At 72.4% G+C, this 13904-nt stretch carries 11 protein-coding genes, 3 tRNA genes and 1 pseudogene; 8 read left to right on the forward strand and 7 right to left on the reverse strand.

Annotated elements, in window-relative coordinates:
- Nucleotide 1 precedes the first annotated feature (1 nt).
- Complete coding sequence (locus OIU81_RS19415) at nt 2-652, forward strand: hypothetical protein (RefSeq protein WP_329149605.1); 651 nt, start codon at nt 2-4, stop codon at nt 650-652.
- Between the two features lie 108 nt (nt 653-760).
- Here the strand turns inward: OIU81_RS19415 and OIU81_RS19420 are convergent, their stop codons facing one another.
- Nucleotides 761-1525: an SLATT domain-containing protein gene (locus OIU81_RS19420; protein ID WP_329149607.1), complete on the reverse strand. Its 765-nt coding sequence runs from the start codon at nt 1523-1525 to the stop codon at nt 761-763.
- Between the two features lie 288 nt (nt 1526-1813).
- Here OIU81_RS19420 and purD point away from each other — a divergent pair, with 288 nt between their 5' ends.
- The 4 genes from purD (at nt 1814) to OIU81_RS19440 (ending at nt 8212) form a co-directional block, all read left to right on the forward strand.
- The gene (gene purD / locus OIU81_RS19425; RefSeq protein WP_329149610.1) at nt 1814-3088 is read left to right on the forward strand and encodes a phosphoribosylamine--glycine ligase; all 1275 of its coding nucleotides are present in this window, start codon (nt 1814-1816) and stop codon (nt 3086-3088) included.
- 443 nt (nt 3089-3531) lie between these two features.
- Nucleotides 3532-5370 (forward strand): hypothetical protein, encoded by a 1839-nt coding sequence (locus OIU81_RS19430; RefSeq protein WP_329149612.1) that lies wholly within the window; start codon nt 3532-3534, stop codon nt 5368-5370.
- 271 nt (nt 5371-5641) lie between these two features.
- Complete coding sequence (locus OIU81_RS19435) at nt 5642-7123, forward strand: N,N-dimethylformamidase beta subunit family domain-containing protein (RefSeq protein ID WP_329149614.1); 1482 nt, start codon at nt 5642-5644, stop codon at nt 7121-7123.
- Nucleotides 7124-7312: 189 nt separating this feature from the next.
- The gene (locus OIU81_RS19440; RefSeq protein WP_329149616.1) at nt 7313-8212 is read left to right on the forward strand and encodes a phosphoribosylaminoimidazolesuccinocarboxamide synthase; all 900 of its coding nucleotides are present in this window, start codon (nt 7313-7315) and stop codon (nt 8210-8212) included.
- A 120-nt stretch (nt 8213-8332) separates the two neighbouring features.
- On the opposite strand, the gene OIU81_RS19445 is transcribed toward OIU81_RS19440, so the two are convergent.
- From OIU81_RS19445 to OIU81_RS19470, 6 genes and pseudogenes are all read right to left on the reverse strand, one after another.
- A tRNA-Gly gene (locus tag OIU81_RS19445) sits at nt 8333-8405 on the reverse strand.
- 53 nt (nt 8406-8458) lie between these two features.
- A pseudogene (locus tag OIU81_RS42360) lies at nt 8459-8936 on the reverse strand (LuxR C-terminal-related transcriptional regulator); the annotation flags it as partial.
- Nucleotides 8937-9105: 169 nt separating this feature from the next.
- On the reverse strand, nt 9106-9384 hold the full coding sequence (locus OIU81_RS42365; protein WP_443074012.1) for an ATP-binding cassette domain-containing protein: 279 nt from the start codon (nt 9382-9384) through the stop codon (nt 9106-9108).
- Nucleotides 9385-9613: 229 nt separating this feature from the next.
- A tRNA-Gly gene (locus tag OIU81_RS19460) sits at nt 9614-9686 on the reverse strand.
- A gap of 74 nt (nt 9687-9760) precedes the next feature.
- Nucleotides 9761-9832 (reverse strand) — tRNA-Gly (locus OIU81_RS19465).
- 119 nt (nt 9833-9951) lie between these two features.
- Entirely contained in the window at nt 9952-10272 is a 321-nt protein-coding gene (locus OIU81_RS19470; protein ID WP_189101592.1) for a histone-like nucleoid-structuring protein Lsr2, read from the reverse strand.
- A 300-nt stretch (nt 10273-10572) separates the two neighbouring features.
- On the opposite strand from OIU81_RS19470, the gene purS reads away from it, so the two are divergent.
- From purS to purL, 3 genes are all read left to right on the forward strand, one after another.
- Complete coding sequence (gene purS / locus OIU81_RS19475) at nt 10573-10818, forward strand: phosphoribosylformylglycinamidine synthase subunit PurS (RefSeq protein ID WP_006604673.1); 246 nt, start codon at nt 10573-10575, stop codon at nt 10816-10818.
- Nucleotides 10815-11495: a phosphoribosylformylglycinamidine synthase subunit PurQ gene (gene purQ / locus OIU81_RS19480; protein WP_329149619.1), complete on the forward strand. Its 681-nt coding sequence runs from the start codon at nt 10815-10817 to the stop codon at nt 11493-11495. Before purS ends, purQ begins: the two co-directional genes overlap by 4 nt.
- A 64-nt stretch (nt 11496-11559) precedes the next feature.
- Nucleotides 11560-13809, forward strand: a complete 2250-nt coding sequence (gene purL, locus OIU81_RS19485) for a phosphoribosylformylglycinamidine synthase subunit PurL (RefSeq protein WP_329149621.1) — start codon at nt 11560-11562, stop codon at nt 13807-13809.
- Nucleotides 13810-13904: the final 95 nt, after the last annotated feature.

Here is a 13904-nt window from a genome sequence, read left to right on the forward strand (position 1 = left end):
CGTGGCATGTGACCTGTGGCTGGTACCCCTCGTCGATGTGCTGTGCCACAGCCCCGACAACCCGTTCTCCGAAGAGATCGCCGCCTATGACAAGGCCCTGACGGAAGCGGGCCTGCCACCGGTCCCGGTCTTCGGCTACATGCCGGGGCTCTCCGGTGACGTCGCGCCCATCGCCGGCTTCGACTATGACGCCCTGCACTTCCTGCGCCGTGCCTATCTGCTGCGGCTGTGCGGCCTGGAGGTGACCCCGGTCGACGAACTGGGCGGCGACTACGAGCAGTTGCTGGAGATGTTCGAGGCCACCGCGCAGGAGTCCCATCTGGTGTGGCACTACGACCACGCGGGGGCGTACGTCCCGGTCGACTTCCCGCATCCGCTCGCCAACGACGAACTGCTGGAGGGCGGCGGCCCACTGGGCTCCTCGCACGGTCTGCTGCGCGAGCTCGAACTCGTCGCGCCGTCCCTCGGTATCGATCCGGCCAATCCGCCGGCCGCACCCGCACCGCCGGCCGGGCCCACCTCACTGGAGGAGCGGGCCAGCGCGGTCCCCCTGGACGACAGCCCGTTCGCCCGGGAGCGGCACGTATGGCTCGGCCTGCACGCGGCCGCCACCCGGAGCCTGGGCCAAGGCTCCATGATCGTCTTCAGCTGACCGGGAACGGTACGGGCGGGAGCGGGCCGGGGGAGTGACCCCGGGCGCTCCCGCCGCCCCGTACCGCCGGGCCGCCCGCGCCCGTACGACGGCGCGGGCGGCCCGCGGTCAGCGCGGGGACTCCGGCGGCCGCTGCCGCGGCATGTTCGGGCGGGCGCCCGGCGGCGGCAGCGGATACCGCGTCTGCGGCGCCGCGCCCTCCTGCCGCGGCGCGGCCCACGGCACCATCGAGAGCGTGGCCTGCGGCACCGGACCGGCCCGGAACTCCGCCATCCAGTCGGCCGTTTCGGCCCGCACCAGCTCGGCGAGGTCCTCGTTGAACCGCCGCAGCACCCCCAGACAGCGCTCCGCCGCCTCGCCCGCCGTGCCCTCGGCCGGCCCGAGCACCTCGCGCACGCTCTCCGCCGCCCAGTCGAACTGCAGCGCCTCCAGCCGCCGATGGATCGCCTGGGCGGTCGCCAGGTCCCGCATCCAGCCGGCCGTCACCCCGAAGTAGCGGTCGGCGCCCACACACACCGCGGCCAGCAGCAGCGACAGACAGCCCCAGGGCGCCCCGCCCGCCCAGACCCCGGCCAGATCCAGCAGCGGCAGCGCCCCGCCCACCGTCACGCCGGCCGCGGCACCCAGCCTCAGCACCCGCGCGCCGCGCCGCTTGCCCCGCCGGTCGCGCAGATACCAGTCGGCGGCGCGCAGCGCGCCCTCCTCGGTCCACAGGTAGAGCGCGTCCAACCGGTCGGCCGGCTCACCCCAGTCGCCGAGCGGGAAGACCCGCCCCGCAAGATCCCTCCGGCCGGAGGCCCGGCGGCCGTTCTCCCGCGTGGGGCTGCCGCCCTCCCGAGGGGGTCCCTCGGGCTGCATCTCCGGCTGACTCACCCGTGCACTCCCTCTCCAAAGCTCTCTTCCGATACGTGCGAGGCACGCATGTCATACGGGACGGTCGGTGCACGCAGCCTCCTTCCTACCGCCGAACGGCTGGCGTCGGCCCCACGATCACGCTCTTTCCGCCCGGAAGGAGTGCCATGTCGGGTATAGGGGCATCGGGCAACTCACCCGAAAGAGTTGCCGCCGCGGCGACGCGCGGTTTCCGGCCGCTTCGTGCCCTCCCGCCGCCCGGACCCGGCCGGGGTCCGGCCGTCCGGTGCTCTCGTCTAGGCTGCCACCGTGAAGGTCCTCGTCATCGGCGGCGGCGCCCGCGAACACGCCCTGTGCCGCTCTCTGTCCCTCGACCCCGACGTCACCGCGCTGCACTGCGCTCCCGGCAACGCCGGCATCGCCGAGGTGGCCGAATTGCACGGGGTCAACGCCCTCGACGGCACGGCCGTCGCCGAACTCGCCGCCGGCCTGGCGGCCGATCTGGTCGTGGTGGGCCCCGAGGCCCCCCTGGTGGCGGGCGTCGCGGACGCCGTCCGCGACCGCGGCATCGCGGTGTTCGGCCCCTCGGCCGAGGCCGCCCAGCTGGAGGGCTCCAAGGCCTTCGCCAAGGACGTGATGGCCGCCGCGGCCGTCCCCACCGCCCGCAGCTATGTCTGCACCACCCGGGAAGAGATCGACGAGGCCCTGGACGCCTTCGGGGCGCCGTACGTCGTCAAGGACGACGGGCTGGCGGCCGGCAAGGGCGTCGTGGTCACCGAGGACGTCGAGGCGGCCCGCGTGCACGCGCTGGCCTGCGACCGCGTCGTCATCGAGGAGTTCCTCGACGGTCCCGAGGTCTCGCTCTTCGCGGTCACCGACGGCGAGACCGTCGTCCCGCTGCAGCCCGCCCAGGACTTCAAGCGCGCCCTCGACGGCGACGAGGGCCCCAACACCGGCGGCATGGGCGCGTACAGCCCGCTGCCCTGGGCCGACCCCCAGCTGGTCGACGAGGTCATGGCCACGGTCCTGCAGCCCACCGTCGACGAGCTGCGCCGCCGCGGCACCCCGTTCTCCGGGCTGCTCTACGCGGGCCTGGCGATCACCTCCCGCGGGGTGCGCGTGATCGAGTTCAACGCGCGCTTCGGCGACCCGGAGACCCAGGTCGTCCTGGCCCGCCTGCAGACCCCGCTCGGCGGGCTGCTGACCGCGGCCGCCACCGGCAACCTCGCCGCCCTGCCGCCGTTGCGCTGGCACGACGACGCCGCCGTCACGGTCGTCATCGCCTCGCACAACTACCCGGACACCCCGCGCACCGGCGACCCCATCGAGGGCCTGGCCGAGGTCGCGGAGCAGGACGCCCCGGACGCGTACGTGCTGCACGCCGGCACCAGGCGGGACGACGCCGGAGCGGTGCTCAGCGCGGGCGGCCGGGTGCTGTCCGTCACCGCCGTCGGCACCGACCTCACCACCGCCCGCCGGCGTGCCTACCGCGCCGTGGACCGGATCCGGCTGGACGGCTCCCAGCACCGCACGGACATCGCCGCCAAGGTCGCGGACGAGGCGGCTCAGGCGCCGGGCGCGTAGCGGGAGCGGACGCGGGCGCGCCGGGCGCACCCGCTCCGGCCGGCGAGATCTCTTCTGGGGCATATGTCACATACCGTGGCATATGCCCCTGTCGTTGTGGGTGCAGACAGGGCCGAAGCGCTCACCGCCCACACCATCCCGGCACCGGTTCCCGGCTTTGCCCAAAGCCATTCCATCGGGTGACCGCACCACAGATCCCGCTGACGGGGCGCGCACCCCCCAACTAGGGTGCCGCGCAAGCGTCCTGCGGTGGCCGTGCCGGAATCCGGCACGCCTGCCGCGGCGGCGTCCGGCAACTGGCTCACCGGCATTGCGATGTCAGTGGCCGGTGCCACAGTGGTGGTGGAGTGCCCTCGCGCGCACCACCGACCCGCATCTCTCGTACGTCCGTCCCGTGTTCTCTCCGTCCGGCTCCGTCAGGACAGCAGGGGGTGTACAGGCTCGTGGCAAGTCCCGAAACAGGCGTCCTGGCGGCGCGTGCCCGCGCCCTCGCCGTGCTGCGGATCCGCAGCACGGCGAGGGCCGTGGCGCTGCTGCCCGCGGCTGTGGCAGTGGTGCTGTTCGCCGGCCGGGCGACCGGCCGGCTCGGCGCCGGCTGGGACCTCGCCGGCTGGATCGCCGGCGGTGCCGCCGTGATCAGCCTGCTGCTGGCCGCGCTGGTCACCGTCGTCGTGGCGCGCGCCAGACCCGCCCTCAGCCCGTCCGTGCCGATCTCCGAGAAGTCAGCCCCCGATCTCTACCGCCTCGTCCGCGATCTCGCCGAGCGCCTGGAGGTCCCCGCGCCCTCGGCCATAGCGCTGACCCCGGACTGCGACAGCTGGCTGGAGGACCGCACCCACCGCGCCCACGGCCCGCCGCGTGGCCTGCGCCGTGCGGACGGTGCCGGGCGCCGGGCCCCCGAGGCGCCGGTCCTGGTCATCGGCTCACCGTTCCTGTGGTGGATGCGGGTCGCCGAGCTGCGCGCCCTGCTGGCGCCCGTCGTCGCCGGCACCGGCCCCTCCGCCCACCCCGACATAGCCGCCGCCCGCCGGTTCATCCGCGGCCTGGACGCCGCCGTCGCGGTCGCCGCCCGTGCCGGCGGCCGGCTGCGCGGTCTTCCGCTCCGCTTCGTCGGCCGGGTGGCGCGGCTGCTGCTGCGCGCCGGCCGCGAACACGCCACGATCATGGAGCGCGCCGTCGCGGCCGCCGCCTCCGAGCGCGCCCAGAACGTCGATTACGGCCTGCGGATCGTCGCCCAGGAGCAGGTCGGCCTGGCGTACGCGGGCTGGGACCGGCTGCTGACCCGGGTCGCGCTGCCCGCCTGGCGGATGGGCCGCTGGCCGTCCCGGCTGGACGCCGGCGTGGTCTCCGCGCTCACCGAACTCTCCCGCCGCGACCGCCTCGCCGACGGCTTCGCCTCCCGCCTGGGCGAGCGCCCGGCCTGCGACCTCCTGGAGGAGCCGGGCGCCATCGACCGCGCCGCCTCCCTGCTGGCCGCCCGGCTCTTCCACGGCGGCCCCGCCGAGCCGGGGCCCGACTGGTCACCGGTCGGCTGGCAGCAGTATCCGGAAGAGGTCGTGGACCGGAAATGGCGTCTGGAGGCAGCCCGCCTCCATCGCGTTCTCGACAATCTTCCGGCGACCGCGCTTCCCGCACCCCCGCCCGCGGCCCCCGACCCCGCCGCGGCGCCCCTCTCGTACGCCCACACCCCCGCCCATGCGCCCGCCGGCCGCCGCCCGGCAGCGCCCGGGCCGGACGGCGGCCCGGCCGTGAGCCCGCCCGCCGAGGGTCCGCCGCCCGCCGACCGGGCAGCGGCCGCACCGGCCGCACCGGCACCGGGGCCGACCCTGGCCCGGGTCATCGACCGGCTCGCCCACGACGAGCGGGCCGGCGATCTGGTCGCCGCCCGGCTGGGCGCGGAGGTCGAGCGGGAGGAGCGCGAGGAGGCGGCCCGCCAGGCCGCCCGCGGCAGCCGCGAGCAGGACGCCGCCATCGGTGTGGCCTGGGGCGACGGCCTGGCCGAGGGCGGCCTCCCGCTGTTCCCGCTGCAACCGCCCCGCACGGGCCGCGAACTCCTCGCCGACCACGTCACCGCCATGGTCTGCTGCGCCGCCGTCGACACCGCCGGTGCCGCCCCCGGGCTGGACTGGCTCGACGGCCCAGCGCTGCTGGTCGACGGCGCCCGCCGGGCCGACCTCGGCCGCCCGGTGCTCAGCCTGGTCGACGACGGGGACGCCGGGCCGCTCCGGGGCTGGCTGACGACCGTCGGCGTCCGCCCCGAAAAGCCGGTCCGGCTGGTATGACTCAACGGCCGCGACTGCCCGCCACCCCGCCGTGAGGAGGCGAACCGGGCAGCGAGATCCGGGCCGGGCACCCGGGGCCGCTCGCCCCACCGGCTGAATGTTCCCTTCCAGTTCGCATTTCGGGGGCGGTGCCCTCTAAATTCACGACGAAGGGTGACGAAGTGAGTGCGTAATGTGATGTGCTGGGGGATGGCCGGCCGGGTCCGCTCAGCCGGACGCAGCACCGGCCCGTCGGCCCGGACCGACGGGGCATGCGGGAGGGGAGTGGAAGGTGGCGACGGATCAGATCAGGCGCTGGGAGTCGGGCGCGCTGGCGCACGCGGTCACGGACCCGTTCGGACAGGGCCCGCTGCCCTGGCTGCGCGGCAGTGAGACGTACTTCGAATCCGGCCGCATCGTTCCCTGGTACGTCGACCCCGCCGTGGCCCGGGGCGATCTGCGCGAGCCGGTGCCCCACAAGCACAACGGCCCGCGCACCGCCGATGACGTCCACCGCCAGATCAAAGGTTTCGCCGGCACCGGCGCGGTGGCCCCCGGCGAGGCCATCGACTTCCGCGTCTCGGTCGACCCGCCCCAGCCGTTCAGCATCGACATCTACCGCATCGGCCACTACGGCGGCACGGGCGCCCACAAGGTCACCACCAGCCCCCGCCTGGCCGGCATCGTCCAGCCGCCCCCGATGGCGGTCGAGCGCACGGTCTCCTGCCACCACTGGTGGCTGTCCTGGCGCCTCCAGGTCCCCACCTACTGGAACCTCGGCGCCTACGTCGCCGTGCTCACCACCGCCGACGGCCGCTACCGCTCCCACATCCCCTTCACGGTCCGCGACAACCAGCCCGCCGACCTCCTCCTGCTGCTGCCCGACATCACCTGGCAGGCCTACAACCTCTACCCGGAGGACGGCCGCACCGGCGCCAGCCTCTACCACGCCTGGGACGAGGAGGGCGCGCTGCTCGGCGAGGGGGACGCCGCCACCACCGTCTCCTTCAACCGCCCCTACGCCGGCGCCGGGCTGCCCCTCCATGTCGGCCACGCCTACGACTTCATCCGCTGGGCGGAGCGCTACGGCTACGACCTCGCCTACGCCGACGCCCGCGATCTGCACGCCGGCCGGGTCGACCCCTCCCGCTACCGCGGCCTGGTCTTCCCCGGCCACGACGAATACTGGTCGGTGCCGATGCGCCGCACGGTCGAGAGCGCCCGCGACAACGGCACCTCCCTGGTCTTCCTGTCCGCCAACACCATGTACTGGCAGGTCGAGCTCTCCCCGTCGCCCTCGGGCCCGGATTCGCTGCTGAAGTGCCGCAAGCGGCAGGGTCCCGGCCGTCCCGCGCTCTGGCGCGAGCTGGGCGACCCCGAGCAGCGGCTGTTGGGCATTCAGTACGCCGGCCGGGTCCCCGAGCCGGCGCCTCTGGTCGTCCGCAACGGCGACCACTGGCTGTGGGAGGCCACCGGCGCCCACGAGGGCGACGAACTGCCCGGCCTGGTCGCCGGCGAGGCCGACCGCTACTTCCCCCGCACCAGCCTCCCCGACCACAGCGAACGCATCCTGCTCGCCCACTCCCCCTACCGCGACAGCGAAGGCGCCCGCCGCCATCAGGAGACCTCCCTCTATCGCGCCCCCAGCGGCGCCTGGGTCTTCGCCTCCGGCACCTTCGCCTGGTCCCCCGCCCTCGACCGCCCCGGCCATGTCGACCAGCGCGTCCAGCGCGCCACCGCCAACCTCCTCGACCGCATCTGCAAACGGGACTGAACGCCGCAGCCCAGGCCGGCAGAAACGTTGCCGTACGCCCAGCCGTGCCGAGCGGCCGTGCCTCCGTGGCCGCACCTCCGTGGCCACCCGGGCGGCCGCCACGACCGGGCGCACGGCCCCCGCCGGTCACCACCGCCCGGCGTGAGGGAGAATCGAGGAGACTCCTGGATCAACCTACGCGGAGGAAGCGTGCCCGGTTTTGTAGAAAAGCCTGAGCCGGTGGAGGTCCCCGGGCTCACCCACCTCCACACCGGGAAGGTGCGCGACCTCTACCGCAACGCCGCCGGCGAGCTGGTCATGGTCGCCAGCGACCGCACCTCCGTCTACGACTGGGTGCTGCCCACGGAGATCCCTGACAAGGGGCGCATCCTCACCCAGCTGTCCCTGTGGTGGTTCGAGCAGCTCACCGACCTGGTCCCGCATCACGTCCTGTCCACCGACGTCCCGGCCGGCGCCCCCGCCGACTGGGCGGGCCGCACCCTGGTCTGCAAGTCGCTGGACATGGTCCCCGTCGAGTGCGTGGCCCGCGGCTACCTCACCGGCTCGGGCCTGGCCGAGTACCGGCAGACGCGTACGGTCTGCGGGCTGGCCCTGCCCGAAGGCCTCGTGGACGGCTCCGAGCTGCCCGCCCCGATCTTCACCCCGGCCACCAAGGCCGACGTCGGCGACCACGACGAGAACGTCTCCTACGAGGAGGTCGCCCACCAGGTCGGTCCCGAGGTCGCCGCCGAGCTACGGCAGACCACCCTCGCCGTCTACGGCCGGGCCCGCGACATCGCCCGTGAGCGCGGCGTCATCCTGGCGGACACCAAGTTCGAGTTCGGCTTCGACGGCGAGCGGCTGACCCTGGCCGACGAGGTCCTGACGCCCGACTCCTCGCGCTTCTGGCCGGCCGACCTGTGGCAGCCGGGCCGCGCCCAGCCGTCGTTCGACAAGCAGTTCGTCCGCGACTGGCTGACCTCGCCCGCCGCGGGCTGGGACCGTACGGGCACGCTGCCGCCGCCCGCCCTCCCGCACGAGATCGTCGAGAGCACCCGCGCCAAGTACGCCGAGGCCTACCAGCGCCTCACGGGCCTTCCCTGGTCGTAGCGCCTCCCGGCCCGGGCCCCGGTGGCCCGGGCCGGCGAGCGGCAACACGGGCATACGGGCACACCGGCACACGAAAAAGCCCCGGTCGGTATCCCTACCGACCGGGGCCTTCTCCTTCTGAGCGGACGACGAGGTTCGAACTCGCGACCTCAACCTTGGCAAGGTTGCGCTCTACCAGCTGAGCTACGTCCGCATGCGCCGCACAAGGCTCCTGGAATCAGTCGCCGCCGCGCGGTGCGGGGACCACTATAGCCAACCTCGCTCGCGGGCGAGCCGCACCGCCGCGTGGCGGTTCTCCGCACCCAGCTTGGCGGCGGCCGAGGAGAGGCAGTTGCGCACCGTCCCCGGCGACAGCGACGCCCGCCCCGCGATCTCCGTGACCGGCGCCCCGGGCCGCGGCGAATTCCAGCACCTCCGCCTCCCGCACGGTCAGCGGGGAGCCCCCGGCGCTGCTCGCGTCCGCCGCCAACTCCGGGTCGACATCACGATTCCCGGCGTGCGCCGTGCGGATGATCTCGGCCGGCCGCCGCGCCGAGACCGTCCTCGGCGCGAAGCCCCGCACCCCCGCCACCAGCGCCCGCTTCAGATGCCCCGGCCGGCCGTGGCCGGTCACCATCATCGACCGGCACCCCGGTACGTCGGCCCGCAGAGATGTGGCCACCGCCACACCGTCCGCCCCCGCCATCTGCAGATCCAGCACCGCCACCTCCGGTGCGTGCGCCCGCCCGTCTCCCCGGCCGAGAACGCCCCGTTCCGCCAGCCGGTCCGCCGGCTCCTCGGCCTCTTCGAGAGAGTGCGTGGTCAGCACGATCGTGGCCCCCTCGTCCGGCGGTCCGCGGACCAACTCCCAGGTCGTACGGCGGGCTTCGGTGGCCGGCCCGGTGGCCGGCTCGTCAAGGAACGACACCTCCGGCCGGCCCGGCAGCCGGGGACCGGACCCGCCCGCCGGTGGGCGGCGCCAGTCCCTCCGGCAGTTCGAGGGTGGAGGTCTTGCCCGCGCCGTTGGTCCCCAGCAGCGCGAACAGCTCCCCGCGGCCGACGGAGAAGTCGATGCCGCGCACGGCCTCGTGGCCCTGCGGCCCGTTCGAACGGCTCCGGCCGCCGGGCCTGCCCGCCTCGCGGTGGCGGGAGGCGGCGCCGTAGCGTCGGCGCAGTCCGGTGACGTCGATCACATCGCCCCCGGGGGTGGCACTTCCGTTGGGGCTCGCGAGGGTTTTCTCCCCGTGTTCATGAGCCCGGCGTTTCGCCGGTTCACGGCCCGGGCGGTGCGGCCTGTCATCGCGGCCGAGGGCAAATGTCAGTTGCCGGTGCCGGGAGTGCGGGAAGTGAACGGAGTGTGTGACGTGGCGTCAGGGAAATGCAGAAGGCCCCGGTCCAGAGAACCGGGGCCTTCCTATTCTGAGCGGACGACGAGGCTCGAACTCGCGACCTCAACCTTGGCAAGGTTGCGCTCTACCAACTGAGCTACGTCCGCAGGCATCCACTCGGCTTTCACCGAGCGGCGCGACAGCTACTCTACCTGATCCATGGGACCGGTTGAGCAGTCAGAGCGGGTGACAGGGATTGCACACTGCGCCTCCCCCTTGGAAAGGGGGCGCTCTACTACTGAGCTACACCCGCGTGACTCCGTGAGGTCCGGCCTGTCGGCCTCGCCCCTCGGCGTGCTCCAGACTCTAGCTGATCAGTAGGGGTGCTGTGCAAGTCGGCTGCACCCGGGCCGGGGGACGCCAGCAAGTCGGTTAGTGGTTGGCGGCGTTGAAGGCCTCGTACACCTTCTTCGGGATCCGGCCGCGCGGCGGGACGTCCATCTGGTGGGAACGGGCCCAGGCGCGGACGGCCGCGGGATCGGGGTTCACCGCGGTCCGGTGGTAGGCCTTGCCGGACTTGGCCCGCTTGCGGCCGGCCTCGACGAACGGAGCGAGGGCACCGCGCAGTTTCTTCGCATTGGCGGGATTGAGGTCGATCTCGTACGTCTTCCCGTCCAATCCGAAGGCGACCGTCTCTGCGGCTTCTCCTCCGTCGATGTCATCGGAGAGCGTTACTACTACGCGCTGCGCCACGGATATCGGTCCTTTCGTGGAGCGACCCCTTGTTGACATGGGGTGATGCTCCGGATCCGGCTGATTGGGATCAATGCTTTTTCATTTGTACAGCGATGGGCATTGCATTGTGAAGCCCAGTTAATTTTGTCAGCGTGTCTTCCCGCAATCCGGACCCCGGATCTTTTCGAGAATTTTTCCTGAGCTGCACTCCTGTCGATACCGGACCGTGATCGGGCGCAGCGTATATCTATGCGCGTAGATTTTCGAACACGGTACTGTGAGGACACCGCCTTACGCACCACACCACCGGGAGTGCCAGTGGCACGCGTCGTAGTCGACGTCATGCTCAAGCCGGAGATCCTCGACCCGCAGGGGCAGGCGGTGCAGCGCGCACTGCCACGCCTGGGCTTCGAGGGGATCGCCGACGTCCGTCAGGGCAAGCGTTTCGAACTTGAGGTGGAGGGTCCGGTCGACGACGCCGCCCTCGCTCGCATCCATGAGATGGCCGAGACCTTCCTCGCCAACACCGTCATCGAAGACTTCACCGTGCGGGTCGACTCATGACCTCGCGCATCGGAGTCATCACCTTCCCCGGCACGCTCGACGACCGCGACACCCAGCGCGCGGTCCGGGTCGCCGGAGCCGAGGCGGTGCCGCTGTGGCACCGCGACAAGGACCTCAAGCAGGTCGACGCCGTGGTACTGCCCGGCGGTTTCTCCTACGGCGACTATCTGCGGGCCGGAGCGATCTCCCGTTTTTCGCCGGTGATGGAGACCGTGATCGAGCAGGCGAAGGCCGGTATGCCCGTCCTCGGTATCTGCAACGGCTTCCAGGTCCTCACCGAGACCCACCTGCTGCCCGGCGCCATGCTGCGCAACAACCATCTGCACTTCATCTGCCGCGATCAGAAGCTGCGGGTGGAGAACGCGGAGACCTCCTGGACCGCGGACTACACGTCCGGGCAGGAGATCAGCATTCCGCTGAAGAACATCGACGGCCGGTATGTCGCCGACGCGCGCACGCTCGACATGCTGGAGGCCGAGGGCCGGGTCGCCTTCCGCTACCTGGACGGCAACCCCAACGGCTCGCTCCGCGACATCGCCGGCATCACCAATGAGGCGGGCAATGTCGTCGGCCTCATGCCGCACCCCGAGCACGCCGTGGAGCCGCTGATCGGTACGGGCCGTACCGACGGCCTCGGATTCTTCACCTCGATCCTGAAGAAGCTGGTCAACGCATGAGCGACGTACGTATGGCCGCCGGGCCGCAGACGAAGACGAATGCCGCGAGTGAAGGGTGCGAGGCATGACTCTCGACACCGTCAAGCACGCGGCCGAGACGCCGGACACCGACCAGCCGTGGGCCGAGCTCGGCCTGAAGCAGGACGAGTACCAGCGCATCCGCGAGATCCTCGGCCGCCGTCCCACCGGCGCCGAACTCGCCATGTACTCGGTCATGTGGTCCGAGCACTGCTCCTACAAGAGCAGCAAGGTCCATCTGAAGCAGTTCGGTGACAAGGCCCCCGAGAACGACGCGATGCTCGTCGGGATCGGCGAGAACGCCGGTGTCGTCGACGTCGGTCAGGGCTACGCCGTCACGTTCAAGGTGGAGTCCCACAACCACCCCTCGTACATCGAGCCCTACCAGGGCGCGGCCACCGGCGTCGGCGGCATCGTCCGCGACATCCTCGCCATGGGCGCCCGCCCGGTCGCCGTCGTCGACCCGCTGCGGTTCGGCGCCGCCGACCACCCCGACACCAAGCGTGTCCTGCCGGGCGTGGTCGCGGGCATCGGCGGCTACGGCAACTGCCTGGGCCTGCCCAACATCGGCGGCGAGGTCGTCTTCGACCCCTGCTACCAGGGCAATCCGCTGGTCAACGCCGGCTGCATCGGCGTGATGAAGCACGAGGACATCCACCTCGCCAAGGCGTCCGGCACCGGCAACAAGGTCATCCTCTACGGTGCCCGCACCGGCGGCGACGGCATCGGCGGCGTCTCGGTCCTGGCGTCCGAGACCTTTGACGACACCAAGCCCGCCAAGCGGCCCGCCGTCCAGGTCGGTGACCCCTTCCAGGAGAAGCTGCTCATCGAGTGCACCCTGGAGATCTTCAAGGCGGACCTGGTCGCCGGTATCCAGGACCTCGGCGGTGCCGGGCTGTCCTGTGCCACCAGCGAGCTGGCCTCGGCCGGCTCCGGCGGTATGCGCGTCGAGCTGGACACCGTCCCGCTGCGCGACTCCTCCCTCTCGCCCGAGGAAATCCTCATGAGCGAGTCGCAGGAGCGCATGTGCGCGATCGTCGAGCCCGGCAAGGTCGACCGCTTCCTGGAGATCTGCGAGAAGTGGGACGTCATCGCCACCGTCATCGGTGAGGTGACCGAGGGCTCGCAGCTGGAGATCTTCTGGCACGGCGAGCAGATCGTCGACGTCCCGCCGCGCACCGTCGCGCACGAGGGCCCCGTCTACCAGCGCCCCTACGCGCGCCCCGACTGGCAGGACGCCCTCCAGGCCGACGACGCCGCCAAGCTGGCCCGTCCGGCGAACGCCGAGGAGCTGCGCGCGCAGGTCCTGCAGCTGGTGGCCTCGCCCAACCAGGCATCGAAGGCGTGGATCACCGACCAGTACGACCGGTTCGTGCAGGGCAACACCGTCCTGGCGATGCCGGAGGACTCCGGCATGGTCCGGATCGACGAGGACACCAACCTCGGTGTCGCGCTCGCCACCGACGGCAACGGCCGCTACGCCAAGCTCGACCCGTACGCGGGCGCGCAGCTGGCGCTGGCCGAGGCCTACCGCAACGTCGCCGCGTCCGGGGCCAAGCCGCTGGCGGTCTCCGACTGCCTGAACTTCGGCTCGCCCGAGGACCCGGCCGTGATGTGGCAGTTCGCCGAGGCCACCCGTGGTCTCGCGGACGCCTGCCAGACCCTGGGCACGCCGGTCACCGGCGGCAACGTCTCGCTCTACAACCAGACCGGCGAGGTGGCGATCCACCCGACCCCGGTCGTCGCGGTGCTGGGCGTGATCGACGATGTGAACCGCCGTACGCCGATCGGCTTCGCGGAGGAGGGCCAGCTGCTCTACCTCCTCGGTGACACCCGCGAGGAGCTGGGCGGTTCGGCCTGGTCCCAGGTCGTGCACGACCACCTCGGCGGTCTGCCGCCGCGGGTCGACCTGGAGCGCGAGCGGCTGCTGGCCGACGTGCTGATCTCCGCCTCCCGTGACGGCATGATCGACGCCGCGCACGACCTCTCCGACGGCGGTCTGATCCAGGCCCTGGTGGAGTCGTGCCTGCGCGGCGGCAAGGGCGCCCGCGTGGTGGTGCCGGACGGCCAGGACCCGTTCGTCCTGCTGTTCTCCGAGTCGGCGGGCCGTGCGGTCGTCGCCGTCCCGCGCAGCGAGGAACTCCGCTTCACCGACATGTGCGGTGCGCGGGGGCTGCCGGCCACCCGGATCGGTGTGGTCGACGGCGCGGAGATCGACGTCCAGGGCCAGTTCAGCATCCCGCTGGGCGAGCTGAAGGAAGCCCACGAGGCGACGATCCCGGGCCTCATCGCCTGAGACCGAGCCCGGGCGGCGCACCGCGCCCCCACTGACGGTCCGACGGCCCGCCCCACCATGGGGACGGGCCGTCGCCGTTTTCCCGCACCGACCGC

Origin of the sequence: Streptomyces sp. NBC_01454 (assembly GCF_036227565.1) — a bacterium.
Lineage (GTDB): Bacteria > Actinomycetota > Actinomycetes > Streptomycetales > Streptomycetaceae > Streptomyces.

Excerpts from the sequence above, each read along its gene's own strand:
- purL (WP_329149621.1), top strand. The coding sequence starts at position 11,560 with ATGACTCTCGACACCGTCAAGCACGCGGCCGAGACGCCGGACACCGAC.
- purQ (WP_329149619.1), top strand. The coding sequence starts at position 10,815 with ATGACCTCGCGCATCGGAGTCATCACCTTCCCCGGCACGCTCGACGAC.